This window comes from Aureimonas ureilytica (assembly GCF_001475935.1).
Classification (GTDB): domain Bacteria; phylum Pseudomonadota; class Alphaproteobacteria; order Rhizobiales; family Rhizobiaceae; genus Aureimonas; species Aureimonas ureilytica_A.
The window spans coordinates 16,408-39,963 of the sequence record NZ_LDQA01000053.1 but is presented as its reverse complement, the minus strand read 5'-3'; the positions used below and the strand labels follow the sequence as shown (position 1 = coordinate 39,963).

Below are 23,556 nucleotides of genomic sequence, written 5' to 3'. Positions count from 1 at the left end.
CCCACCATCCGCGCCGAGCCCGCCTATCCGTTTCGTCCACCCGCCGACACGCCGACCTGTTGGAGCCGTCTCATGAAGACCTCGATCGCCACCGTCTCCTTGTCCGGCGACCTGTCGGAAAAGCTCGCCGCCATCGCGCAGGCAGGCTTCGGCGCGGTCGAGATTTTCGAGAACGACTTTCTCGCCTTCGATTCCGGCCCGCGCGAGGTCGGGCGCATGGTGCGCGACGCCGGCCTCACCATCTCGCTGTTTCAGCCCTTCCGCGATTTCGAGGGCCTGCCCGAGCCCCAGCGCGCCAAAGCCTTCGAACGCGCGCGGCGCAAGTTCGAGACGATGAACGAGCTGGGCACCGACCTCATTCTCATCTGCTCCTCCGTGTCGCCCTTGGCGCAGGGCGGCATCGACCGGGCGGCGGACGATCTGCGCGAGCTCGGCGATGTCGCGAAAGCGGCCGGCGTGCGCGTCGGCTACGAGGCGCTGGCCTGGGGCCGCTTCGTCAACGACCATCGCGATGCCTGGGAGATCGTGCGCCGCGCCGACCACCCGAATATCGGCCTCATCCTCGACAGTTTCCACACGCTCTCGCGCGGGCTCGACCCCGCCTCGATCCGCTCCATTCCCAAGGACAAAATCTTCATCGTGCAGATGGCGGATGCGCCCAGGCTCGACCTCGATCTTCTGTCCTGGAGCCGGCACTATCGCAACATGCCGGGGCAGGGCGATCTGCCGGTGGCCGATTTCATGGCCGCCGTGGAGGCCACGGGCTATGACGGCTATTACTCGCTGGAAATCTTCAACGACCAGTTCCGCGCCGGCTCGGCCCGCCAGACCGCCGTGGATGGCCGCCGCTCCTTGATCTACATGATGGACCGGCTCAAGGCCGAAGGGCGTGCGGTGAAAGGCCCGTCCGAGCCGAACCCGCTGCCCCCGCCCGCCCGGACGGCGGGCGTCTCCTTCGTGGAGTTCGCCGCCGACACGTTCTCGGCGCAGTCGCTGTCGAAGCTTCTCCAGTCCATCGGCTTCGCTCATGCCGGCACGCACCGCTCCAAGGACGTGGAGCTTTACGCGCAAGGGAACTTGCGCGTCGTGATCAACACGGAGGTCGAGGGCTTCGCGCATTCGGCCTATGTGGTGCACGGCACCAGCGTCGCCGCGCTCGGCCTGCGGATGCGGGACGCGTCGGCCGCCTTGTCGCGCGCCGAAGGGCTGCTCGCCACGCCCTTCCGCCAGCCGGTTGGGCAGGGCGAGCTGGAGCTTCCCGCGATCCGGGGCGTCGGGGGAAGTCTTCTGTATCTGGTGCCGGAAGCCGAGGCGCTGGATCGCCAGTGGGAAACCGATTTCGACCTGAAGCCCGGCTGGAACAAGCATGACGGCGCGGGCCTCAAGGCGGTGGATCACATCGCGCAGACCGTGCGCTTCGAGGACATCCTGTCCTGGACGCTGTTCTACCGCTCGATCTTCGACCTGAAGCCCCTGCCGGCGGTGGAGGTGCCCGATCCCGGCGGCTTGGTGCTGAGCCAGGTGATCGAGAACGCCGATGCCAGCCTTCGCATCGTGCTCAACGGCTCGCAATCGACGCGCACGCTCTCCTCGCGCTTCGTGTCGCAATTCGTCGGGCCGGGTGTTCAGCATATGGCGCTGAGCACCGACGACATCTTCGCGACCGCCGCCGCGCTTGCCGCCAATGGCGTGTCCTTCCTGCCCATTCCGCAGAATTACTACGACGATCTCGACGCCAAGTTCGATCTCGCGCCCGACATGCTGGACGCCATGCGCCGCACCGGCATCCTCTATGACCGCGACGAGGCGGGCGACTATTTCCAGATCTACCTGAAGGCGCTCGACGGCGGCTTCTTCATCGAGATCGTCCAGCGCCGCGCCTATCGAGGCCTCGGCGCGGCCAACGCGCCCATTCGCTTGGCGACGCAGGCCCGCCAGACGCCGGTGACCATTCCGCTTCTCTGAGCCCAGCCCGGCAGGAGGCGCCGTTCCCTTCGGTGGAGGGGGCGGCCTTGGCGGATCGAAGGCGAGACGAACCAGGGATCATCCAAACGCCAAGAGCGCCTCCCCCGAACTTCGGTTCGTTGGAGGCGCTCTCGTTTGTGCTTCTGTGAAAAGGCGAGCGCGAGAGCCGATCCGGCTTTCGCTGGAGAACCTTAGTGCAGGATTTCGCCGAGGAAGGCGCGGGCGCGCTCGTGCCGCGGGGCCTGGAAGAAGGCCTCCGGCGTGTTCTCCTCGATGATCTCGCCATCGGCCATGAAGATCACGCGGTCGGCCACCTGCCGGGCGAAGCCCATCTCGTGCGTCACGCAGATCATGGTCATGCCGTCGCGGGCAAGACCCACCATCGTGTCCAGCACTTCCTTGACCATTTCCGGGTCGAGCGCCGAGGTCGGCTCGTCGAAGAGCATGGCGATCGGCTCCATGCAGAGCGCGCGGGCAATCGCCACGCGCTGCTGCTGGCCGCCCGAAAGCTGGGCGGGATATTTGTCGGCCTGATTGCCGATCCGCACGCGCTCCAGAAAGCGCCGCGCGGTGGCCTCGGCCTCCTCGCGCTTGGCGCCGCGCACGCGCATCGGGGCGAGCATGCAGTTTTCCAGAACCGTCATATGCGGGAAGAGGTTGAACTGCTGGAACACCATCCCGACTTCGCGGCGCACGATGTCGATCGACTTCTGCCCGTCGCTGAGCTCCGTGCCATCCACCACGATCCGGCCCGACTTGATCGGCTCCAGATGGTTGATGCAGCGGATGAGCGTCGATTTGCCCGAGCCGGACGGCCCGCACAGGACGATCTTCTCGCCGCGCTTGACCGTCAGGTTCACGTTCTTGAGGGCGTGGAAGGAGCCGTAATACTTCTCCACGTTGTCCATGCGGATCAGAATGTCGTCGCTGGTAGCGGTCATCGGTTCCTCCCGTGCCCGGCGTGCGCCGTTTCGGGCGCGCGCACGAGGATGTCTTTACTGGCTGACGGTGAAGCTGACGCCGTCGATCGTCGCCGGCAGGTCGGTCACCGGCACCTGGAGCCATTCGGCATAGGAGGCCTTGTAGCCCTCGCTGCCGATATAGCTCTTCAGGAAGTCGTTGAGCGCCGCGTTCCAGTCGCGCTCGCCCTGACGCGTCGCGACGCCCTGATACAGCTGGCCGATTGGGAACTTGTTCTCGTAGGTGCCGGGCGAGGCCTTCTCGAGGCGCTGGATATAGAACTGGTTGGAGCCGACCGCCTGCACCTGGCCCGACAGAAGCGCCTGAATGTTGGCGGCGTCGTCGTCGAAGCGGCGGATATCGGCTTTCGGCGCTTCCTTGGTGAGGATCGTGTCCATGGGCGCGGAGCGCGGCACGCCGACGCTGACGCCGGCGAGCGAAGCGGCATCGGGCAGCTTCGCGCTCTTGGCGGCCGTCACATAGAGCGTGTTGGCGGCATAGGGGTGACTGAACTGCACGGATTTGGCGCGCTCGGCCGTGATGCCGACGGAGGCGATCAGCATGTCCACGCGGTTGGCGGTGAGCGCGGGAATGCGGTTGGCGACCGCGAGCGGCACGAACTCGGCTTCCAGCCCGAGGCTCTTGGCGAAGGCGCGGCCCACCGCCGCGTCGAAGCCCTGCGCTTCGCCCGTCGTGGACAGGCAGCCCCAGGGGCAATTGTCGGCCTGGATGCCGATACGCACCTTGCCGGCGGCCTTGGCCTCATCCAGCGTCATGGCACCGGCGGGCAGGGCGGCGGCGATCATCGCGACAGCGGCTAGGCCGAGACCGAGCGTGCGGGTGAGCGTCTTCATCGTGATGTTCCTCCTCTTTTATTCTTAAGCAGTTCGGCGACCGCGCGCCGCCTCTTAACGGGCGGCCTGCGCGAGCCGGCGCTCCATCCGGCTGCCCCAGAGCGACAGGGGCCAGCACATCAGGAAATACAGGACACCGACGATCCCGAACACGAGAAGCGGCCGGAAGGTCTGGTTGGAGACGATCTGCCCGGCGCGCGAAAGCTCGATGAAGCCGACAATGGCGGCGAGCGAGGTGCCCTTGAGAAGCTGCACCAGGAAGCCGATCGTCGCCGGCAGCGACAGGCGGAAGGCCTGCGGCAGGATGACGTCGCGCATGAGGCTGCGATATTTGAGGCCGAGCGCATGGGCCGCCTCGCTCTGGCCGAGCGGCACCGCCTCGATGGCCCCGCGCCAGATTTCGCCCAGAAAGGCCGAGGCGTGGGCGGTGAGGGCCACCGCGACCGCCAGCCACGGGTCCACGTTGAAGCCGAAGAGCGGCAGGCCAAAGAATACGACGAACAGCTGCATCAGAAGCGGCGTGCCCTGGAACACCACGATCCAGGCCTTGGCGGGCCAGCGCAGGGCGCGGTGTTTCGACACGCGCGCCAGGGCCACCACGAGGCCGAACAGGATGCCGCCGACGAAGCCGAACGCAGTCAGGATCAGCGTCCAGCCGAGGCCGCGCAGGAGAAAGAGGATTTCCGGAAGGCCGATCGTGCTCGTTCCCATATCCCGCGCCTCACTTCGTCGGATAGTTGAAGGACAGGCGCGCGATGGCGGCAAGACCCGTCATCAGGAGCCAGGACAAGACGAGATAGATGCCCGTGATCGTGAAATAGACCTCGAAGGAGCGGAACGTGTCGCCGTCGATGCGCTGGGCGACGCTGGTCAGCTCGAAGGCCGAGATCGAGGTCGCGATCGAGGTCATCAGCGTGAGCAGCACGAACTGGCTGGCGAGCGAGGGGAAGATCGCGCGCAGCGCCGGCTTCAGGATGATGAGGCGGAAGATGTCGGCGCGCGACAGGCCGAGCGCGAAGCCCGCCTCGCTCTGGCCCTTCGGAATGCTCTCGACGCCGCCGCGAATGATCTCGATGGCATAGGCCCCGCCATTGAGGCCGAGCGCCAGGATGGCTGTCGTCGTCGGGTCGAGCCGCACACCCGCCAGGGGCAGCGCGAAGAAGATGAAGAAGATCTGAACGAGGAACGGCGTGTTGCGCACCAGTTCCACGAAGGCGATCACCAACCCCGCGCCGATGCGCGAGTTGGATCGGCGCACGGCAACGCCCGCGACGCCGATGATCATGGCGAGGATCATGCCGCAGAGCGCGAGCCAGAGGGTGCCGAGCGTGCCCCAGGCGAGCTCCGGCCAACGCGCCAGGACGGCGCCGAAGTCGAGTTCGACGTTCAAGCCTGTTCTCCCATCGAGCCGTCCCCATGTCTCTCCCGGACAGCCCTATGCCAAGCCATCGCAAGAGCGTCACCGAACGTCAAATACCGATTTCGTAATCCACGGAACATCATGTTAATCTGCCCTCCTGCAAGAGCCGGGAGAGAGCGGTGGCCAAGGACCTGACGCTGCGCCAGATCGAGGTGATCCGCGCCGTGATGGTCGCGGGTACGATCCAGGGCGCGGCCAAGCTCATGGGCGTTTCGGCGCCGGGCGTCAGCCGCCTCCTGAAATACACCGAGGACACGGTCGGCATCCGCCTGTTCGAAAGGAAGGGCGGCGTCTTCCTGCCCGCCTCCGAGGCGCAGATGATCTTCGCCGTGGTGGATCAGGTGCATCGCGAGATCGGCAATCTCAACGAGGCCGTCAGCCTGCTGCAACGCGGGGACAATTCGGTCCTGAGCTTCGCCTCGGCCCCGTCCATCGCGCAGTTCATCGCCGCGCGGGTGATCCGCTCGCTGCGCCAGACCTTTCCCAATCTCGGCATCGATCTCAACGTGCTGAAGATCGAGGAGACGGCCGATTACCTGCTGCTGGAGCGCGGCGAGTTCGTCATCATGAGTTCGCCCAGCACCCATTCCGCGCTGGTTTCGCGCCCGCTGGCCCAAGGGCGGCTCGTGGTGATCGTGCCGGAGGGCCACGCCTTGGCGGCTCGGGAGGCGATCTCCATTCACGAGCTGGCGCGGGAAGCGGTGATCGGCGTCGATCCCGGCGATCCCTACGGAGCGGCGCTGGCGCGGCCCTTCGTGGAGGCCGGGCTGACGCCACATTACACGATGCGCGGCCGCTTCGCCCAGACGGTGGTGTCGCTGGTGCGCCATGGGCTCGGCGTCGCGCTGATCGACGAGTTCTCCGTGGCGGAGGTCTATATGCCGGGTCTCGTCCAGCGCCCGCTGGCCGAGCCCAGCGTGATCGTGCCCTATGCGCTGATGAAGCGCGGGCGCGTCCTGTCGAGCTTCGCCGAGGACGCGATCGAGCGCTTCCGGGCCGAACTGGTGCAAAGCTCGGGCGCGGGCGCTTCGTAGCGCGGTCATGAGGCGGCCGGCTCGGCTCTCGCCGCGAACCAGGCTTCGAGCGCCGCCTGCGCGTGCGTCTTGCCCAGGGGGATGGCGAGCGCCTGGGGAATACGCAACACGTCGTCCTCCATCAGCCGCACCGCCGCGTTCTCCCGCGCCAGCCCCGCCAGGGTCGAGCGGATGCCGGCCACGAAGTCGCACTCGCCATTGAGCAGGGCGGCGCGCGCGGCCTTGGGGCTGTCGAAGGGGACGAGTTCGGCCTGGGCGGTGCTCGCCTGGAGATGCGCCGTATAGGCGGCGCCGCGCACCACCGCGATCCGAACGCCCTCAGCATCCGCCCCTCGGCAGGTCGAGATGTCGGAGCGCCCGAGCGTTGCCAGCGTCGCATCGACACTGGCGAAGGGTGGCAGGAAGTGGATGCGGTCGCGGCGCGAGGGCTCGACGGCGAGCACCGCCGCGTCCCAGGCGGCCATGTCGGCGAGGATCGCCCCGCCCGAGGCGAAGGGCAGGATCTCCACCGCGATGTCCCAGTCGGCAGCCAGCCGCCGCGACAGATCGATCGCCTTGCCCTGGAAAGCGCCGGGGCTCGTCTCCGCCGCCATCTCGGCATTGGCGACATTGACCGCCAGCCGGAGCGTGCCGGTCGGCAGGAGCTCTTGCCGCGCGGTGTCCGTGAGCCAGGCCGCGCTCACGTCTGAAACTCGGCTGCGAGGGCTTCCGTCTGGCGGGCAAGGATGCCGAGATCGACGCCCACCGCCGTGAAGCTCGTGCCGAGCGCGATGCAGCGCTTGGCGAAACTTTTGTCGGGCGTCAGGATGCCCGCCGGCTTGCCGGAGGCACGGATGCGCGCGATCGCGCCTTCCACGGCCGCGACGACCTCGGGGTGGCCGGGCTGGCCGACATGGCCGAGGCTGGCGGCGAGATCGGCCGGGCCGATGAAGACGCCATCGACGCCCTCCACCGCCGCGATCTCCTCCAGCCGGTCCAGCGCCTCACCCGTCTCGACCTGCACGAGAAGGCACAGCTCGCTTTCGACCGTTTTCGCATAATCGGCCACCCGCCCGAAGCGCGTGGCGCGCGTCAGCGCCGAGACGCCGCGAATGCCGGATGGGGGATAGCGCATGGCCCCCACGGCGGCGCGGGCTTCCGCCGCCGACTGGACATAGGGGATCAGCAGCGTCTGCGCGCCGATATCGAGAAAGCGCTTGATGAGCACGGGATCGTTCATTGCCGGGCGCACGACGGGCGACACGGGGTAGGGGGCCAGAGCCTGAAGCTGCGGCAGGACGGTGAGCACGTCGCCCGGCGAATGCTCGGTGTCGAGCAGAATCCAGTCGAAGCCCGACCCCGCCAGCGCCTCCGTGACGAAGGCGTCGGGGATCGCCGACCAGAGGCCGATCTGCGACCGACCTTCGCGGAGCCCGGCCTTGAAAGCATTGCGGGGCAGGGGCAGGGCGGTCATGTGAAGGACACGCCGATCGCGCCGCAGGGGCCGTAATCGGCGTGGATCACGTCGCCGGGGGCGATGTCCACCGGCCGTGTGAAGGAGCCGCCGAGCACGATCTGCCCTTTCTTCAGGCCCGCGCCGACATCGGCCAGCTTGTTGACGAGCCAGGCAATGCCCGCCGCCGGGTGGCCCATGATCGCGGCCGACACGCCGGACTCCTCGATGATGCCGTTCTTGGACAGCGTCGCGCCGATCCAGCGCACGTCCACGTCGAAGGGGCGGAACACCCGGCCGCCCACGACGATGGCCCCGAAGGCGGCGTTGTCGGCGATCGTGTCGGTGATGGCGCGCGGCACGTCCGTGCGATAATCGATGATCTCCAGCGCGGGCACGACATAATCCGTCGCCCGCATCACATCGTGAATGCGCGTGCCCGGGCCTTCCAGGTCTTCGCCCATGACGAAGGCGAGTTCGACTTCGAGGCGCGGCTTGATGAAGCGCGTGGCCGGGATCTGCGCGCCATCGTTGAACAGCGCGTCGTCGAGAATGCGCCCGTAATCGGGCTCGGTCATCTTGGAGGCCATCTGCATGGCGCGGGAGGTCAGGCCGATCTTGTGGCCGGCCAGCCGCGCGCCACGGGCGATGCGCTGCTCGGCCCAGAGATCCTGAATGCGATAGGCGTCCTCGATCTCCATCTCGGGGTATGTGCGGCTGAGCTGCACCACTGGCACGCGGGTTTCCTCGGCGCGCAGGATGGAGGCGGCGGCCTCGCGGCGTTGGTCGTCGGTCAGCATCGTCTCGGCTCCTTAGAGACTGTTTCGGAAGTCCCCCGGTCGGCTCGCCGAGTCTTTCAGCCCCTCACTTCGTTGCCAATCCTCGCCGATGCCACCGGCATCGACTGCGTTTGGCGCCTCGTGGAGCGGCTGAAATCCCTCGCCGCCCCTCCGCCGGGGACTTCCGAAACAGCCTCTTACTTGATGGGCGGGCGCGGCAGCACGGCCTCGCCGGGTTCCATGACGTAGGTGTAGTCGAGCTGCACCCACGGGCCCGCGAGGTCGGGCCGGTCCAGGTGGGGCTCGGTGTGCTCCACGAAATCGCCCGTCAGCGCCTTGGTGACGCCGAACTGCACATCCGAGTCGATCCAGGGGCAGGACGGGTCGAAGACCTGGGAAATCAGCGTCTTGTAGCCCGGCTTGAAGATCAGCGCGTGGAGATGGGCGGGGCGATAGGGATGGCGGCCCTGCGCCTTCAGGAGACGCCCGACGACGCCTCCGGTCGGGATCGGATAGCCGATCATGCGCACCGACCAGAAGGAGAAGCGGCCGTCCGCGTCGGTGGTGAACTTGCCGCGCAGGTTCATCTCGGCCTGCTCGGGGTCCTGGTTCTCGTAGAGGCCGACGGGCGAGGCGTGCCAGACATCGACCTCCGCCCCCGCGATCGGCCGCCCCTCGGCATCCTCGACGCGCGCCGTCACGAAGAGCGGCGTGCCCGGCGTGTCCGAGCGGATGATCGATCCGCCATTTTCCACGCGCGGCGAGTTCAGCCGCCAGAAGGGCCCCAGCAGGGACTGCGAGGTTTCCGTCTGTCCGCCCTCGCCATTGTTGAGGAGGCACACCAGCGTCGAGACGCCGAGCGAGCCCGACATGAGCACGAACTCGTTGTGCGAGTCGCTGGCCAGCGCGCCGATCTCGTTGAGGATCGCGGTGGCCTCGCGGAACTCCGCCTCGGTCAGCCGGACGTCGCGCACGAAATCATGAAGATGGCGGATCAGCGACATCAGGATCTCCCGAAGCCTCGGGTCCTGCGTGCGCGCCATCACGCCCAGCACCGCCGGCGTCACGTCCTCTTGCGTGCGAATGACCATGCCAGAGCCTCCCTCTCCGGGTCGAATAGCTGACCGATCATCGATTATTCGTCAAGCGGTTTGCATCCGATCGTCTTGATCGAAGGCGATGCGGCGCCGTTCCATCCCGAGAATTCCATCAGGGAACCCTGCATTTGAGGCATTTTCAGGCGTTCAGATGGACCGCAGCAATGTCCGAACCGGTACGCTCACAAAACGAAGCGCCGCGCATTGACAGGGATCATCGTTTTTCGTAGCCATCTTCGATGAGAGCTTGGGAGCACGGGACAAGGCTGTGGCGGCTTCGTTGAGCGAGCGGGAAGACGGCCGAACGCCAGGGACGGCAGATGCCGCCGCCGTGCGCCCCCTCCTGGACGACGGCAAGAACACGATCGCCAGCCAGCTCGTCCACCGCCTGCGCGAGGCCATCGTCTCCGGCCAGTTGGAGGCGGGGGCCAAGATCAATCTCGATCGCGCCCGCCAGAACTTCAATGTCAGCCTCAGCCCCTTGCGCGAGGCCCTGGCGCGCCTGATCGCCGATGGTCTGGTGGAGTTCGAGGACAATCGCGGCTACCGCGTCACCCCGCTGTCGCTCGCCAATCTGGAAGAGATCACCCGCCTGCGCGTGGAGATGGAGACATTCGCGCTGCGCGAGGCCATGCGGGTCGGCGACGTGGAATGGGAGGGGCACGTCATGCGCGCGCTGCACCGTCTCAACCGCGCCGAGCGCGATCCCGCCCGGCCGGAAACGCTGGAACTCTGGGAAGAAGCGCATCGCGACTTCCACCTCACGTTGATCTCGGGATGCCGAAGCCCGCTGCTTCTGAATTTCTGCGGCATTCTCCTCAATCTCAACGACCGCTATCGCCGCACCTTCCTGACCCGCACCGCAGGCGACCGGAACGTGTCGGCGGAGCATAGCGAGATCGGCCAGGGCGCGGTCGCCCGCGACATGGACTACGCCTGCACCAAGCTCGGCGACCATATCCGGCGCACCGGCAACAATCTCGTGCGGCATCTGGCCGAGAAGGGCATCGCATGACGACTCAGGCCGTTCCGCTCGGAGTCGCGCATTTCTCGGCCATCGCGCTGCCGCCGCTCGATTTCGTGCGCGCCGCCGCAAAGGCCGGCTTCTCGCGGGTGGGCTTGCGCCTCCACCCCGCCTTTCCCGGCGCGCCCTTCTACGAGCTGCCGGCGGGCAGCAGCGCCGCGCGGGACGTGCGTTCGGCCTTGGCGGATCACGGCCTCTCGCTGTTCGATATCGAGTTCGTGGTTCTGTCGCCCGATTTCCAGCCCGAAACCCTGACGGGAATGCTCGAAGGCACGGCGGCGCTCGGCGCAAAGCGGCTCAGCGTCTGCGGCGACGATCCGGACGAGGCGCGCCTCACCGACACGTTCGCGGGCCTGTGCGATCTCTGCGCGGGGGTCGGCATGAGCGTCGATTTGGAGAATATGGGCTGGCGGCCGGTCGCGACGTTCGAGGCGGCGCTGCGCGTCGTGGAAGCGTCCGGCCGCGCCAATGCCGGCGTTCTCGTAGATGCGCTCCATCTGTTCCGCAATGGCGGGCGGGTGAGCGAAGTCGCGAGCGCTCCGGCCGGGCGGGTCGCCGCGCTGCAGCTTTGCGATGTCCGGGGGCAGGCCCCAATGAGCGCGGAAGGAATGGTGGCGGAGGCGCGCGCGGGGCGATTTGCGCCCGGCGAAGGGATGCTGCCGCTTGCCGACCTCCTCGCCGCCGTGCCAAGGGAGGCGGCCGTCGCCGTCGAGGTTCCGATCGCAGAAGGCCGCGAGCCAGCCGATCACCTCGCGCATCTGGCGCGGTGTGCCAGACATGTTTTGGGCGGTCATAACCTGCCCTGAGCCGAAGCCGTGTGACCCGCCGGGAGGGCAGGTCGCATGTCGAACATCTGGCCGCAGGCGCGGCCAACTCATCATCCATCCTGGGAGGATTTCATGATTTCGATGCTCACCAACACAAGCCGTTTCGCCCGCCGCGCGGCGCTGGCGACCGTCGCCTTGGCCGCCCTGTTCGGCTCGGTTTCGGCCGATGCCGCCTCGCTGGAAGAGGCCAAGGCGCGCGGGCGCATCATCGTCGGCATTCAGGGCGACAACCAGCCCTGGGGCTTCGTGAACTCGGGCGGCCAGCAGGATGGGTTCGACGCCGACATCGCCCGCCTCTTCGCTAAGGATCTCGGCCTCGAGGTCGAGTTCACCCCGCTCGCCGTCTCCAACCGCATCCCGGCCCTGACCACGGGCAAGGTCGATGTGCTCTTCGCCACCATGGCGATGACGGAAGAGCGCGCCAAGGCGATCCAGTATTCCAAGCCCTATGCCGGAAACGTCATTTCGCTCTACGGACCGAAGGACAAGACCATGGCCAAGCCGGAAGACGCCAAGGGCATCGCCATCGGCGTGCCGCGCTCCAGCGCGCAGGACAAGGCCGCCACCGACTCGATGGGCAATATCGCCACCATCCGGCGCTTCGACGACGACGCCGCCTCGATCCAGGCGCTCCTGTCGGGTCAGGTCGAGGCGGTCGGCGGCAACCAGTTCTATCTCCAGCGCCTCGACGCCGCCGCGCCGGGCAAATACGAGCGCAAGATCGACTTCCTCACCGTCTATAACGGCGCGGGCACGCGCAAGGGCGAGAAGGACTGGAACGAGGCGATCAACAAGTTCATCGACAAGATCAAGGGCGACGGCGAACTCGCCGCCGCCTATGCCAAGTGGATGAAGGTGCCGGTTCCGGCCTTCCCCGAGTCCATCCCCAACATTCCCTTCACGGTGCAATAAATCGGCCTGAAGGCGGGGCGGGCTTCTGCCCGCCTCGTCGCCGCTTCCGCGCTTCCAGCCATGGAGCGCCCGTCACGATCTCCCGGCGAGACACGTAACTTGCCCGAGTGGCGAGACGACCTGGCCAGCCGATTCCGGCGGCTCGGTGCCGTTTAGTGCCTGCCGAAATCCTTCCGTGCCCAGAGGACGCCAGAATGCCCCATCAGGGTGACACATCCCCAATCGTCCGGGTCGGCCTGATCGGCTCCGACATCCAGCTCTCCAAGTCGCCCGGCCTGCATGAGACCGAAGGGCGCACGCTGGGGCTGGACTATCGCTACACCCTGTTCGACACGCGCCTTCCGCCCTTCGACGCCATCAACCTGCCCGAGCTTCTGGCCCATGCGGAGGCGCAGGGCTTTGCCGGCGTCAACATCACCCATCCCTTCAAGCAGGCCGTCTTGCCGCATTTGACCGGCCTGTCGGACGATGCGGCCATGCTGGGCGCGGTCAATACGGTCGTGTTTCATCAGGGAAACCGCACGGGCCACAACACCGACTGGATCGGCTTCTACGAGAGCTTCCGCGCCGGGCTGCCGGGCGTCGCGCTGGGCTCGGCCGTGCTGCTCGGCGCGGGCGGTGCGGGCGTTGCCGTCGCCCATGCGGCGCTGAAGCTCGGGATCGGGCAGCTCTCGATCTTCGATCAGGACTCCGCGCGCGCCGAGGCGCTGGCTGAGGCTTTGAACGGGCGCTTCGGCGCGGGCCGCGCGCAGGCCGTGCGCGATGTCGGGGTGGCGCTCGCGGCATCCGATGGCCTGATCCACGCGACCCCCACCGGGATGCCCGCTCATCCCGGACTGCCGATCGAGCCGGACTGGCTGCGGCCCGAGCACTGGGTGGCCGACATCGTCTATATGCCTCTTGTCACCGAGCTTCTGGCGCTGGCCGAGCAGCGGGGCTGCCGGACGCTGCCGGGCGGCGGCATGACCGTCCATCAGGCCGCTGCCGCTTTCGCGCTCTTCTGCGGCCACACGCCCGACGCCGCCCGCATGACCCGCCATTTCGCGGACCTGTGCCGCGCCGGGTGAAACCCGCTATTTCTTCGAAAGCCAGACCACCGAAAGCCGCGCCATGAGCCTGATCTTCGTTCTCAACGGACCCAATCTCAACCTTCTGGGCAAGCGCCAGCCCCATATCTACGGCACGGAGACGCTCGCCGATGTTGAGCGCGACTGCCGGGCGCTCGCCGCCGAGCTGGGTCACGAGATCCGCTTCCACCAGTCCAATCGCGAATACGAGATCATCGACTGGATTCACGAAGCGCGAGAGGTGGCGGCCGGCATCGTCATCAACCCCGCCGCCTTCACGCACACTTCGGTCGCGATCCTCGATGCGCTGAATACGTTCGAGCCGCCGGTGATCGAGGTCCACATTTCCAACGTCCACAAGCGCGAGAGCTTCCGCCACCATTCCTATGTCTCGCTGCGCGCCGACGGCGTGATCGCGGGGCTGGGAACGCAAGGCTATCTCCTCGGCATCCGCCGCGTCGCCACGCTGATCGCGGCCGCCGCGTCGTGAGCGGATCGGCCCCCCGCCCGGCCCGGCTCGCGGTGATGGGGGCCGGCCTCATCGGACGCCGCCATATCCAGCATGTCTCGGCCGAGCCGCAAGCCGAGCTGACGGCCGTGGTCGATCCGACGGATGCCGGACGCCGCGTCGCGGCCGACACCGGCGCGCCCTGGGTTTCGAGCCTGCGCGAACTTCTGGCCACGGAGCGGCCGGACGGCGTCATCATCGCCACGCCCAATCAGGTCCATGTCGAGAACGCGCTGGAGGCGGTGGCCGCCGGCATCCCGGTTCTAGTGGAAAAGCCCATCGCCGACGATCTGGCGGAGGGCGAGCGCTTGGTCTTGGCGGCGGAGCGGGCCGGCGTGCCTCTCCTTATCGGCCATCATCGCCGCCACAACCCGATCATGCGCGCGGCGGGAGAGATCGTGGCATCAGGGCGTCTGGGGCGGATCGTGGCGGTGAACGCCCTGTTCTGGCTCTATAAGCCCGACGATTATTTCGACATGCCCTGGCGGCGCGAGCCGGGGGCGGGGCCGGTCTTCCTCAATCTCATCCACGATGTGGACAATCTGCGCGCGCTGCTGGGCGAGGTCTCCGCCGTGCAGGCGGTGGAGTCCAACACTGTCCGGGGTTACCCGGTCGAGGACACGGCCGCGATCATCCTCCAGTTCGCCTCCGGGGCGCTGGCGACCGTCTCGGTCTGCGACACGGCCGTCGCGCCCTGGAGCTGGGAGATGACGACGGGCGAAAACCCGGCCTATCCCCGGGCCGACGAGGCCTGCTATCTGATCGCGGGCACACACGGATCGCTGTCGCTTCCCCAGCTCGACATCTGGAGCAACGCGGGCCCGCGCAGCTGGTGGGAGCCGCTTCGGCGCGAGCGCATCGGCATCGCCCCGAAAGACCCCCTGGTGCTCCAGATCCGCCATTTCGTGGATGTGATCCGAGGCGACGCCGCCCCCCTCGTCAGCGGGCGGGAGGGCCTGCGAACCCTGGAGGTCATCATCGCCATCAAGCGAGCCGCCGAGATCGGAGAGCGCGTCACCTTGCCCTCGCGCTGACCCGGACCTTCTTCGACCCGCTCTGACACCGCGTTGATTGAGATCCAGCGGCGCGTCGGATGCCATATCGAAATCCCGATGGCCCCAGCCTGTCAGGGCGGGTCTGCGCCAAAAGACCGGGCCGCTGGCCTTGATGTCCGAGCAACGGTTCCAGCATTGGAGCCGTGTTCGTTCCCGCGCCGTATCCTACCCGGTTCAGTCTGTGAGGGGCGCTGGTTTCTCTAAGACGTGGGAAAGCGGGCTATGATCGACCCCAATCCGCCCACTTGCCCGGTTCGTTTCATGCGCGGGGAAATGCGAATTCCGTGCTCCCAGCTCCAGCCGGACCCGAGCCGTTTCGGGGACGAGTGAGTTATGCAATGTCTGCATATCGGGCTTGCTCGCGGCCGATAGCGAAGAACTGCAAAGCTCCTCTTCGAGCTTTGCGCTACTGCCCGATGAGCGGGAGGCGTAGGTTCCCTCCATCGGAAGAACACGCACATGCCGGCCACCACCGATGAGAGGCCGGACACGAAAGGAAGCTACCCATGTCCCTCGCTCGCTCCTTCAGCACCTGGCGCCAGTATCGCAACACGGCCGCCGAACTGAACCGTCTCTCGCAACGCGAACTCGCTGATCTCGGCATCGCACGCTCCGACATCCCGGCCATCGCCCGTCAGGCGGTCCGCTCCTAAGTTTCCCCCTTTCGCATCAGCTGGTCCTCCCCCACCTGAAGCGGACTGGCCGAACGGTTCCTCCCACCCTTCGGCTTCTCTCCAACGCCCTTGCCGGTCCTCCCCCGGTGAGGGCGTTTTTCGTTGTGGGAAGAGAAAGCCCGATGCGGGCATCGAGCATCCGGGTTCATCGCCGCCCATGGCGAAACCGAGGATGGGCCGATCCGCCGGATCGCCGATGGCGGCCTTACCTCATGCCCAAGCCGGACCTGATGGGCAAATGGCAAGAGCGGACATCCCAGGCGCGTTGCCAGCCTCCGGCTTCGGTTCACTCGAATTCGAGGATGACGAAGTCGGCGGGCAGGCTTTCGCCGACGCTGGCGTGGACGGCCAGAACCGTTGCTCCCTTTGCGGCGCGCAGGTTGTTTTCCATCTTCATGGCCTCGATCGTGCCCAGAATCTGCCCGGCCTCCACCTTGTCGCCGGGCTGGACGTGAAGCTGGGTCAGGAGGCCCGGCATCGGGCAGATAAGAAGGCGGGAGAGGTCGGGCGGCAGCTTGACAGGCATGTGCCGGCGCAGCGCCGCCAGACGGGCCGAGCCGAGGCGCAGGGGATGCGTCGCGCCGCGCGTGGTGATCAGGAGCGCGTCCGGCCGGCGCTTGAGGAAGCCGGCGAAGGACTGGCCGTCCACCGTGCCTTCGAACAGCGCCTCGCCGGGACGCCAGGACGACGCAACGGCGAGGCTGCGCCCGTTCAGGATCACCCGCCAGCGGCCTTCGCCCTCCGTATCGACGCGCGTTTCATGGTCTTCGCCGGCAAACGATACAATGCGTTCCGGGTGGATCGCCAGCGGTCCGCCAAGCTGGCCCGTGAGGCTCGCGTCGCGCTGGCGGGTCGCGAAGTCCGTCACGGCCGCGACGGCGACGAGCCGCGCGGTGAGATCGTCGCCGGCCGGTGCGCCGGTGAATCCCTCGGGGTATTCCTCCGCGATGAAGCCGGTCGTGAGCGCGCCCTCGCGAAAGCGCGGATGCTGCATCAGGGCAGAGAGGAAATCAATATTGTGGCCGATGCCCTCGATGCGGAAGCGGTCGAGCGCCTCCACCTGGAGATCGGCCGCCGCCTCGCGCGTGGAGCCATGGGTGACGAGCTTGGCGATCATCGGATCGTAGAAGCGCGAAATCTCCGAGCCTTCCACCACGCCGTCATCGACGCGCACCGTGCCGCGCTCGCCCGATGAAGGCTCGGGCGGCTGGTAGCGCACGAGCCGGCCGGTGGAGGGCAGGAAGCCGCGATAGGGGTCTTCGGCATAGACGCGGGTCTCGATGGACCAGCCGTTCAGCGTGACATCGTCCTGCGCGATCCGCAGCCGCTCGCCCGCCGCCACGCGGATCATCTCCTCCACGAGGTCGAGCCCGGTGACCATCTCGGTGACGGGATGCTCCACCTGAAGGCGCGTGTTCATTTCGAGGAAGTAGAAGCTCTCCCCCGTCGGGTCCGCGCCCGAGACGATCAATTCCACCGTGCCGGCGGAGTGGTAGCCGACGGCCTTGGCGAGGGCCACCGCCTGCTCTCCCATGGCGCGGCGCATGTCCGGCGTGACGAAGGGGGAGGGCGCTTCCTCCACCACCTTCTGATGCCGGCGCTGGATCGAGCATTCGCGCTCGCCGAGGTAAAGCACGGTGCCGTGCTGGTCCCCCAGCACCTGAATTTCGATATGGCGCGGCTCTTCGATGAACTTTTCGATGAAGACGCGGTCGTCGCCGAAACTCGACAGACCTTCGCGCTTCACGGCCTCGAAACCCTCGCGCACGTCCCCTTCGGTCCAGGCGAGCCGCATCCCCTTGCCCCCGCCGCCGGCGGACGCCTTCATCATCACGGGAAAGCCGATTTCGGCGGCGATCCGCACCGCGTGTTCGGTGTCGTCGATCTCGCCGAGAAAGCCCGGCACGACATTGACGCCAGCTTCCGCCGCCAGCTTCTTGGACTGAATCTTGTCGCCCATGGCCGCGATGGCTCCAGGCGGCGGGCCGACAAAGGCGATGCCGGCCTCCTCGCAGGCGCGGGCAAAACTTTCGCGCTCCGACAGGAAGCCGTAGCCGGGATGGATGCAGTCCGCGCCGGTGGCTTTGGCAGCATTGAGGATCAGGTCGGCGCGCAGGTAGCTCTCAGCCGCCGGCGCGGGACCGAGGCGCACCGCCTCGTCGGCCATGAGCACGTGAGGCGCGCGCGCGTCCGCGTCGGAATAGACGGCGACGGTCTGGAGCCCCATGCGCTGGGCGGTGCGCATGACGCGGCAGGCGATCTCGCCGCGATTGGCGATGAGGATCTTCTGGAACACGGGGGCGGTCCTCACTCTGCGGCGTTGCGGTCGGCTGGCGGTTCGTCCGCCGGGGGCATGTTGTGGCCGAGAAGGCGCAGCACCTCGGCCGCCGCCTCCACGAGATTGGTGCCGGGGCCGAAGATCGCGGAAACGCCGGCCTTGCGCAGCGCGTCGTAATCCTGCGCCGGGATGACGCCGCCGGCGACGATCTTGATGTCGGCGCGCCCCTGGTCCGCCAGATGGCCGATCAGTTCGGGGATCAGCGTCTTGTGCCCGGCGGCGAGCGAGGACGCGCCGACGACATCGACATCGCTCGATACCGCCAGCGCGGCGGCCTCCGAGGGCGTCTGGAACAAGGGGCCCGGCACGATCTCGAAGCCGAGATCGCCGAACATGGAGGAGACGAGATTGGCCCCCCGGTCGTGCCCGTCCTGGCCCATCTTGGCGACCAACATGCGCGGGCGGCGGCCGAGACGGCGCTCGGTGGAGGCCACCGCATCGGTCAGCCGCGTCCAGCGCGGATCGTTTTGATAGGCCCCGCCATAGACGCCCTTCACAGGCTTGGGGCTGGTGTCGAAACGGCCGAACACGTCCTCCATCGCGGCGGAAATTTCGCCGAGCGTGGCGCGGGCGCGGGCGGCCTCGACGGCGAGTTCGAGGAGATTGCCCTTGGCCCGTGCGCCCTCGCGCAACGCGTCGAGCGCTTGGCTCACAGCCTTGCCGTCGCGGCTCGACTTCACGCTCTCGATCCGCCGCATCTGCGCCTCGCGCACCGCGTGGTTGTCCACGTCGAGAATGTCGATCGGCGCTTCTTCCGGCAGCCGATACTTGTTGACGCCGACGATCACGTCCTCGCCGCGATCGATCCGCGCGGCCTTGGCCGCCGCCGCTTCCTCGATCATCGCCTTCGGCCAGCCCGCCGCCACGGCCTTGGCCATGCCGCCTTCGCTCTGAATGCGCAGGATCAACTCCCACGCGCCATCCACCAGCGCCTTGGTCAGGCTCTCGACATAGTAGGAGCCGCCCAGCGGATCTACCACCCTGGTCATGCCCGTCTCCTCTTGGAGGACGAGCTGCGTGTTGCGGGCGATGCGGGCGGAGAAGTCGGTGGGCAGCGCGATGGCCTCGTCCAGCGCATTGGTGTGGAGCGACTGCGTGCCCCCCAGCATCGCCGCCATGGCCTCGATCGTCGTGCGCATGACGTTGTTATAGGGGTCCTGCTCGGTCAGCGAGACGCCGGATGTCTGGCAATGGGTGCGCAGCATCTTGGAGCGCTCGTCCTTCGCGCCAAGCTCCGTCATCGCGCGGTGCCAGAGGACGCGCGCGGCCCTGAGCTTCGCGACTTCCATGAAGAAGTTCATGCCGATGGCGAAGAAGAAGGACAGGCGCCCGGCGAAGGCGTCGATGTCGAGGCCGGACGCCACGCCGTATTTGACGTAATCCATGCCGTCGGCGACCGTGAAGGCGAGTTCCTGAAGCTGCGTCGCCCCCGCTTCCTGCATATGGTAACCGGAGATGGAGATGGAATTGAAGCGCGGCATCTCCCGGCTCGTATAGGCGAAGATGTCGGAGACGATCCGCATGGAGGGTTCGGGCGGGTAGATATAGGTGTTGCGGACCATGAACTCCTTCAGGATGTCGTTCTGGATGGTCCCGTCGAGCTTCTGGCGCGGCACGCCCTGTTCCTCGCCCGCCACGATGAAGAAGGCGAGGATCGGAATGACCGCGCCGTTCATGGTCATCGACACCGACATCTGATCCAGCGGGATGCCGTCGAAGAGGATCTTCATATCCTCCACCGTGTCGATCGCGACGCCCGCCTTGCCGACATCGCCGGTGACGCGCGGGTGGTCGGAATCATAGCCGCGATGGGTGGCGAGGTCGAAGGCGACCGAGAGGCCCTTCTGGCCTGCCGCCAGATTGCGCCGGTAGAAGGCGTTCGACGCTTCGGCCGTCGAGAAGCCCGCATATTGCCGGATCGTCCAGGGCCGCCCGGCATACATCGAGGCGCGCACGCCGCGCGTGAAGGGCGCGAAGCCCGGCAGGCCCGGCTCCCAGCCCGCCACATCCTCCGCCGTGTAGAGCGGCTTCACCGTGATGCCCTCGGGCGTCTGCCAGTCGAGGTCGCGGCCCTTCACTTCCGCAGCGGCGAGCGCTTCCCAGCTTTCGCGCGTCGGTCCTTCAGTGTCCGCCATCGGGCGTCTCCATGAGTTCGACCAGCACGCCGCCCATGTCGCGCGGGTGCAGGAAGACGATGCGCGTGCCATGCGCGCCGATGCGCGGGGTGCCGAGAACGCGCGCGCCGGTGGCGGTGAGGTCCGTGATCGCCGCATTGAGATCGGTCACCTCGAAGCAGAGGTGATGCTGACCACCAGCCGGGTTGCGCGCGAGAAAGCCCGCGACCGGCGAGGCGTCGTTGAGCGGCTCGATCAGTTCCAGTTGCGTGTTGCCGGTGTCCACGAAGCAGACGCGCACGCCCTGTTCGGGCAGGTCGAAGGCCTCGCCCACGCAAGCCGCGCCGAAGAGCCGGGTATAGTGCTCGCGCGATTTTACGATCGAAGGCGTCGCCACGCCGACATGGTTCAAGCGTCCGAACATCGCGGGGCCTCCCGTCCCTTTGCGAGTCACAATGGGATGTTGTCGTGCTTCTTCCAGGGGTTCTGCAACTGCTTGCCCCTGAGCTTGCGCAGGCCCAGCGCCACGCGGCGGCGCGTCGAATGCGGCATGATCACCTCGTCGATGAAACCCTTGGAGGCCGCCACGAACGGGTTGGCGAAGCGGCGCTCGTATTGCGCCGTGCGCTCGGCGATTTCGTCCGCGCTCTTGCCGCGAAAGATGATCTCCACCGCGCCCTTCGCGCCCATCACCGCGATCTCGGCGGTCGGCCAGGCATAGTTGAGATCGCCGCGCAGGTGCTTGGAGGCCATCACGTCATAGGCCCCGCCATAGGCCTTTCGGGTGATCACGGTGATCTTCGGCACGGTTGCCTCGGCATAGGCGAACAGGAGCTTCGCCCCATGCTTGATGATGCCGCTATGCTCCTGCGCGACACCCGGCAGGAAGCCCGGCACGTCCACGAAGGTCACGATCGGAATTTCGAACGCATCGCAAAAGCGCACGAAGCGCGCGGCCTTCTTGGAGGCGTTGATGTCGAGGCAGCCGGCCAGCACCATCGGCTGGTTGGCGACGATGCCGACCGGCCGCCCCTCGATCCGCCCGAAGCCGGTGATGATGTTGCCGGCGTGAGCCGGCTGGATCTCGAAGAACTCCCCCTCATCCACCATCTTCCCGATCAGCTCGTGCATGTCGTAGGGCTGGTTGGGGCTCGGCGGGATTAGCGTGTCGAGGCTCGGCTCCAGCCGGTCGAACGGATCGCCCGAGGCGCGCTGCGGCAGGCCGGATCGGTTGGACGCGGGCAGGAAGCCCATGAGATCGCGCGCGGCGAGCAGCGCCTCGATGTCGTTTTCGAAGGCGCAGTCGGCAACGGAGGATTTGGTGGTGTGCGTCACCGCGCCGCCGAGATCCTCCTGGCTCACCACCTCGTTCGTCACCGTCTTCACCACGTCCGGGCCGGTCACGAACATGTAGCTGGAATCCTTCACCATGAAGATGAAGTCGGTCATGGCCGGCGAATAGACCGCGCCGCCCGCGCAGGGGCCCATGACGAGGCTGAGTTGCGGCACGACGCCGGACGCCAGCACGTTGCGCTGAAACACTTCGGCATAGCCGCCGAGGCTCGCGACGCCCTCCTGAATGCGCGCGCCGCCGGAATCGTTGAGCCCGATGACCGGCGCGCCGACCTTCAGGGCCATGTCCATGATCTTGCAGATTTTCTGCGCGTGGCGCTCCGACAGGGAGCCGCCGAACACGGTGAAATCCTGGGAGAAGACGAAGACCAGCCGGCCGTTGATGGTCCCCGAGCCCGTCACCACGCCGTCGCCGGGGATGATCTGGCTTTCCATGCCGAAATCGGTGCAATTGTGCTCCACGAACATGTCGAGCTCCTCGAAGGAGCCCTCGTCCAGCAGGACGTCCAGCCGCTCGCGCGCCGTCAGCTTGCCCTTGGCGTGCTGGGCGTCGATGCGCCGCTCGCCGCCGCCGAGGCGCGCCTGGGAGCGCCGCTCCTCCAACTGGGTCAGGCTGTCCGGCATCGAAATCCCTCCCGGTGAAAATTCGCAAAGCCGGCCCTGTTGTTCCAGCCCCACGCCCAATATGCAAATGTGGTGTCGTGAAATGATCTTGTGAAATCTTCACAGAGGCGGGGGTGCGATGGCGGATTATGTCGGGTCCGACCTGCGGGCCTTGAGAGCAACGCAAGGGCTCGGGCAAGCCGACATGGCGGCGCGGCTCGGCATATCGGTCAGCTATCTCTCGCAGCTCGAAAACGATCTGCGCCCGCTCACCGCCGCTGTCGCCGCGCGCCTCGTGGAGGCCTTTCCGCTCGACTGGTCCGACCGGGGCCTGACGCCCGGACGGCGTGCCGTCTCGCTCGCCCATCTCCTGGGTGATCCGCTGTTCGACGGGCTGGACGACCCCAAACGCGCCCTCAAGCTTCTGGAGCGCCAGCCGGCGCTGGCCGAGCGGATCGCGCAGCTTCACGCCTCCTGGCGCGCCATGCAGGAGCGCCGCTCCATGGACGACGAGGCGCTGGCCGACAGCGCGGTGGCGGGCGGCCGCCTGCCCTGGGAGCGCATCCGCGACTGGTTCCACGAAGCGGGCAACTACATTCACCCGCTCGACATGGCGGCGGAGGCGCTGGCGAGCGAACTTTCCGGCGACCCGCCACGGGAAGCCGATCTCCTCGCCTATCTCGAAGCGCGGCACGGCGTCACCTTGCAGGAGGCCGGCGAGGCGGCGGGGGAGGGCATCCTGCGCAGCTTCGACCCCGGCACGCGGCGGCTCACGCTCGGCCGCGCACTGCCGCCCGAAACAAGGCGTTTCACCCTCGCCAACCAGATCGCGCTTCTCTCCTTCGGTACGATCATCGCCGACATTGCGAGCGCCTCGAAACTGCCGAGCGCGGAGGAGCGCAATCTCTTGGAGGCGGGCCTTGCCAATTACGGAGCCTCGGCGCTCCTCATGCCCTATGAGCGCTTCCGCGCGCGGGCGCGCGCGTTCCGGCACGATATCGACCGGCTGCGCGAGAGCTTCGCGACGAGCTTCGAGCAGACCTGCCACCGGCTATCCACGCTGCAACGGCCCGGCGCGCTGGGCGTGCCCTTCTTCTTCTGCCGGGTGGACATGGCCGGCAACATCACCAAGCGCCATTCGGCGACGCGCCTTCAGTTCGCGCGCTTCGGCGGGGCCTGCCCGCTCTGGATCGTCCATGAGGCCGTCGCGATCCCCGACCGGGTGCTGGTCCAACTCGCCGAGATGCCGGATGGTGTGCGCTACGTTTCCATGGCCAAGGGTCTGGTGAAGCCGTCCGGCTCCTATGCCCGCCCGCCCCGGCGCTATGCCGTCGCGCTCGGCTGCGAGGCCGAGCACGCGGGCGCTTTCGTCTATGCGGATGGGATGGACGTGCGGGGCACCGCCACACCGATCGGGGGCACCTGCCGCCTCTGCCCGCGCCCGGACTGCGACCAGCGCGCCTTCCCGCCCACCGAACGCCCGATCTCCGTCGATCCGCATCTGCGCCGCTTCGTGCCCTACCGCGTGCTTTAGGGCGCT

The 23,556-nt window shown here is 67.3% G+C and carries 22 protein-coding genes; 10 read left to right on the top strand and 12 right to left on the bottom strand.

All coding sequences use genetic code 11. From position 1 onward, the window contains the following. The first annotated feature begins 72 nt into the window (after window positions 1-72). Complete coding sequence (locus NS365_RS18500; protein ID WP_058601774.1) at window positions 73-1,965, top strand: bifunctional sugar phosphate isomerase/epimerase/4-hydroxyphenylpyruvate dioxygenase family protein; 1,893 nt, start codon at window positions 73-75, stop codon at window positions 1,963-1,965. Window positions 1,966-2,156: 191 nt separating this feature from the next. Here the strand turns inward: NS365_RS18500 and NS365_RS18495 are convergent, their stop codons facing one another. Genes NS365_RS18495 through NS365_RS18480 form a run of 4 tightly spaced genes read right to left on the bottom strand, consistent with a single transcriptional unit; the run spans window position 2,157 to window position 5,169 of the window. Then, window positions 2,157-2,906 (bottom strand): amino acid ABC transporter ATP-binding protein, encoded by a 750-nt coding sequence (locus NS365_RS18495; protein WP_153003846.1) that lies wholly within the window; start codon window positions 2,904-2,906, stop codon window positions 2,157-2,159. A 54-nt stretch (window positions 2,907-2,960) separates the two neighbouring features. Then, window positions 2,961-3,779, bottom strand: coding sequence for a transporter substrate-binding domain-containing protein (locus NS365_RS18490; RefSeq protein WP_058601773.1), 819 nt, complete (start codon window positions 3,777-3,779; stop codon window positions 2,961-2,963). A 54-nt stretch (window positions 3,780-3,833) separates the two neighbouring features. Next, entirely contained in the window at window positions 3,834-4,490 is a 657-nt protein-coding gene (locus NS365_RS18485; protein WP_058601772.1) for an amino acid ABC transporter permease, read from the bottom strand. Between the two features lie 10 nt (window positions 4,491-4,500). Continuing rightward, the gene (locus NS365_RS18480; protein WP_058601771.1) at window positions 4,501-5,169 is read right to left on the bottom strand and encodes an amino acid ABC transporter permease; all 669 of its coding nucleotides are present in this window, start codon (window positions 5,167-5,169) and stop codon (window positions 4,501-4,503) included. A gap of 149 nt (window positions 5,170-5,318) precedes the next feature. Between NS365_RS18480 and NS365_RS18475 the strand changes: the two genes are divergently transcribed. Then, window positions 5,319-6,233 (top strand): LysR family transcriptional regulator, encoded by a 915-nt coding sequence (locus NS365_RS18475; RefSeq protein WP_082640553.1) that lies wholly within the window; start codon window positions 5,319-5,321, stop codon window positions 6,231-6,233. Window positions 6,234-6,238: 5 nt separating this feature from the next. Here NS365_RS18475 and NS365_RS18470 read toward each other — a convergent pair whose 3' ends face one another. The 4 genes from NS365_RS18470 to NS365_RS18455 all read right to left on the bottom strand — a co-directional run bounded on the left by NS365_RS18470 (window position 6,239) and on the right by NS365_RS18455 (window position 9,535). Beyond that, window positions 6,239-6,916: a transporter substrate-binding domain-containing protein gene (locus NS365_RS18470; protein WP_058601770.1), complete on the bottom strand. Its 678-nt coding sequence runs from the start codon at window positions 6,914-6,916 to the stop codon at window positions 6,239-6,241. Continuing rightward, on the bottom strand, window positions 6,913-7,686 hold the full coding sequence (hpaI, locus tag NS365_RS18465; protein WP_153003845.1) for a 4-hydroxy-2-oxoheptanedioate aldolase: 774 nt from the start codon (window positions 7,684-7,686) through the stop codon (window positions 6,913-6,915). Before hpaI ends, NS365_RS18470 begins: the two co-directional genes overlap by 4 nt. After that, complete coding sequence (gene hpaH, locus NS365_RS18460) at window positions 7,683-8,465, bottom strand: 2-oxo-hept-4-ene-1,7-dioate hydratase (protein WP_058601769.1); 783 nt, start codon at window positions 8,463-8,465, stop codon at window positions 7,683-7,685. Before hpaH ends, hpaI begins: the two co-directional genes overlap by 4 nt. A 176-nt stretch (window positions 8,466-8,641) precedes the next feature. Beyond that, window positions 8,642-9,535, bottom strand: a complete 894-nt coding sequence (locus NS365_RS18455) for a dioxygenase (protein ID WP_058601768.1) — start codon at window positions 9,533-9,535, stop codon at window positions 8,642-8,644. A gap of 337 nt (window positions 9,536-9,872) precedes the next feature. Between NS365_RS18455 and NS365_RS18450 the strand changes: the two genes are divergently transcribed. The 7 genes from NS365_RS18450 (at window position 9,873) to NS365_RS23765 (ending at window position 15,587) form a co-directional block, all read left to right on the top strand. Then, window positions 9,873-10,556: a GntR family transcriptional regulator gene (locus tag NS365_RS18450; protein ID WP_058601767.1), complete on the top strand. Its 684-nt coding sequence runs from the start codon at window positions 9,873-9,875 to the stop codon at window positions 10,554-10,556. Beyond that, window positions 10,553-11,371, top strand: a complete 819-nt coding sequence (locus NS365_RS18445) for a sugar phosphate isomerase/epimerase family protein (protein ID WP_058601766.1) — start codon at window positions 10,553-10,555, stop codon at window positions 11,369-11,371. Before NS365_RS18450 ends, NS365_RS18445 begins: the two co-directional genes overlap by 4 nt. Window positions 11,372-11,473: 102 nt before the next feature. Beyond that, window positions 11,474-12,304 (top strand): transporter substrate-binding domain-containing protein, encoded by an 831-nt coding sequence (locus tag NS365_RS18440; protein WP_082684712.1) that lies wholly within the window; start codon window positions 11,474-11,476, stop codon window positions 12,302-12,304. Between the two features lie 194 nt (window positions 12,305-12,498). Then, on the top strand, window positions 12,499-13,371 hold the full coding sequence (locus tag NS365_RS18435; RefSeq protein WP_058601765.1) for a shikimate dehydrogenase: 873 nt from the start codon (window positions 12,499-12,501) through the stop codon (window positions 13,369-13,371). A gap of 43 nt (window positions 13,372-13,414) precedes the next feature. Next, on the top strand, window positions 13,415-13,861 hold the full coding sequence (aroQ, locus tag NS365_RS18430; RefSeq protein ID WP_058601764.1) for a type II 3-dehydroquinate dehydratase: 447 nt from the start codon (window positions 13,415-13,417) through the stop codon (window positions 13,859-13,861). 35 nt (window positions 13,862-13,896) lie between these two features. Next, on the top strand, window positions 13,897-14,913 hold the full coding sequence (locus tag NS365_RS18425; protein WP_058601763.1) for a Gfo/Idh/MocA family protein: 1,017 nt from the start codon (window positions 13,897-13,899) through the stop codon (window positions 14,911-14,913). A 527-nt stretch (window positions 14,914-15,440) separates the two neighbouring features. Then, window positions 15,441-15,587, top strand: coding sequence for a DUF1127 domain-containing protein (locus NS365_RS23765; protein ID WP_082640129.1), 147 nt, complete (start codon window positions 15,441-15,443; stop codon window positions 15,585-15,587). 307 nt (window positions 15,588-15,894) lie between these two features. Here the strand turns inward: NS365_RS23765 and NS365_RS18420 are convergent, their stop codons facing one another. Genes NS365_RS18420 through NS365_RS18405 form a run of 4 tightly spaced genes read right to left on the bottom strand, consistent with a single transcriptional unit; the run spans window position 15,895 to window position 22,037 of the window. Then, window positions 15,895-17,904, bottom strand: a complete 2,010-nt coding sequence (locus NS365_RS18420; protein ID WP_058601762.1) for an acetyl-CoA carboxylase biotin carboxylase subunit — start codon at window positions 17,902-17,904, stop codon at window positions 15,895-15,897. 11 nt (window positions 17,905-17,915) lie between these two features. Next, window positions 17,916-20,081 carry a methylmalonyl-CoA mutase gene (scpA, locus tag NS365_RS18415; protein ID WP_058601761.1) on the bottom strand — a complete coding sequence of 722 codons (2,166 nt, stop codon included), beginning with the start codon at window positions 20,079-20,081 and terminating at the stop codon, window positions 17,916-17,918. Beyond that, window positions 20,068-20,484: a methylmalonyl-CoA epimerase gene (gene mce, locus NS365_RS18410; RefSeq protein WP_058601760.1), complete on the bottom strand. Its 417-nt coding sequence runs from the start codon at window positions 20,482-20,484 to the stop codon at window positions 20,068-20,070. The genes scpA and mce overlap by 14 nt, the downstream gene beginning before the upstream one ends. 26 nt (window positions 20,485-20,510) lie before the next feature. Next, window positions 20,511-22,037 carry an acyl-CoA carboxylase subunit beta gene (locus tag NS365_RS18405; RefSeq protein ID WP_058601759.1) on the bottom strand — a complete coding sequence of 509 codons (1,527 nt, stop codon included), beginning with the start codon at window positions 22,035-22,037 and terminating at the stop codon, window positions 20,511-20,513. Between the two features lie 118 nt (window positions 22,038-22,155). Between NS365_RS18405 and NS365_RS18400 the strand changes: the two genes are divergently transcribed. After that, entirely contained in the window at window positions 22,156-23,550 is a 1,395-nt protein-coding gene (locus NS365_RS18400; protein WP_058601758.1) for a helix-turn-helix domain-containing protein, read from the top strand. The last annotated feature ends 6 nt before the right edge of the window (window positions 23,551-23,556 follow it).

Bases quoted from the DNA above. Each gene is read 5' to 3' on its own strand.
- NS365_RS18500 (WP_058601774.1), top strand. From the start codon at position 73: ATGAAGACCTCGATCGCCACCGTCTCCTTGTCCGGCGACCTGTCGGAA.
- NS365_RS18495 (WP_153003846.1), bottom strand. From the start codon at position 2,906: ATGACCGCTACCAGCGACGACATTCTGATCCGCATGGACAACGTGGAG.
- NS365_RS18490 (WP_058601773.1), bottom strand. From the start codon at position 3,779: ATGAAGACGCTCACCCGCACGCTCGGTCTCGGCCTAGCCGCTGTCGCG.
- NS365_RS18485 (WP_058601772.1), bottom strand. From the start codon at position 4,490: ATGGGAACGAGCACGATCGGCCTTCCGGAAATCCTCTTTCTCCTGCGC.
- hpaI (WP_153003845.1), bottom strand. From the start codon at position 7,686: ATGACCGCCCTGCCCCTGCCCCGCAATGCTTTCAAGGCCGGGCTCCGC.
- hpaH (WP_058601769.1), bottom strand. From the start codon at position 8,465: ATGCTGACCGACGACCAACGCCGCGAGGCCGCCGCCTCCATCCTGCGC.
- NS365_RS18455 (WP_058601768.1), bottom strand. From the start codon at position 9,535: ATGGTCATTCGCACGCAAGAGGACGTGACGCCGGCGGTGCTGGGCGTG.
- NS365_RS18445 (WP_058601766.1), top strand. From the start codon at position 10,553: ATGACGACTCAGGCCGTTCCGCTCGGAGTCGCGCATTTCTCGGCCATC.
- NS365_RS18440 (WP_082684712.1), top strand. From the start codon at position 11,474: ATGCTCACCAACACAAGCCGTTTCGCCCGCCGCGCGGCGCTGGCGACC.
- NS365_RS18435 (WP_058601765.1), top strand. From the start codon at position 12,499: ATGCCCCATCAGGGTGACACATCCCCAATCGTCCGGGTCGGCCTGATC.
- aroQ (WP_058601764.1), top strand. From the start codon at position 13,415: ATGAGCCTGATCTTCGTTCTCAACGGACCCAATCTCAACCTTCTGGGC.
- NS365_RS18425 (WP_058601763.1), top strand. From the start codon at position 13,897: ATGGGGGCCGGCCTCATCGGACGCCGCCATATCCAGCATGTCTCGGCC.
- NS365_RS23765 (WP_082640129.1), top strand. From the start codon at position 15,441: ATGTCCCTCGCTCGCTCCTTCAGCACCTGGCGCCAGTATCGCAACACG.
- scpA (WP_058601761.1), bottom strand. From the start codon at position 20,081: ATGGCGGACACTGAAGGACCGACGCGCGAAAGCTGGGAAGCGCTCGCC.
- mce (WP_058601760.1), bottom strand. From the start codon at position 20,484: ATGTTCGGACGCTTGAACCATGTCGGCGTGGCGACGCCTTCGATCGTA.
- NS365_RS18405 (WP_058601759.1), bottom strand. From the start codon at position 22,037: ATGCCGGACAGCCTGACCCAGTTGGAGGAGCGGCGCTCCCAGGCGCGC.
- NS365_RS18400 (WP_058601758.1), top strand. From the start codon at position 22,156: ATGGCGGATTATGTCGGGTCCGACCTGCGGGCCTTGAGAGCAACGCAA.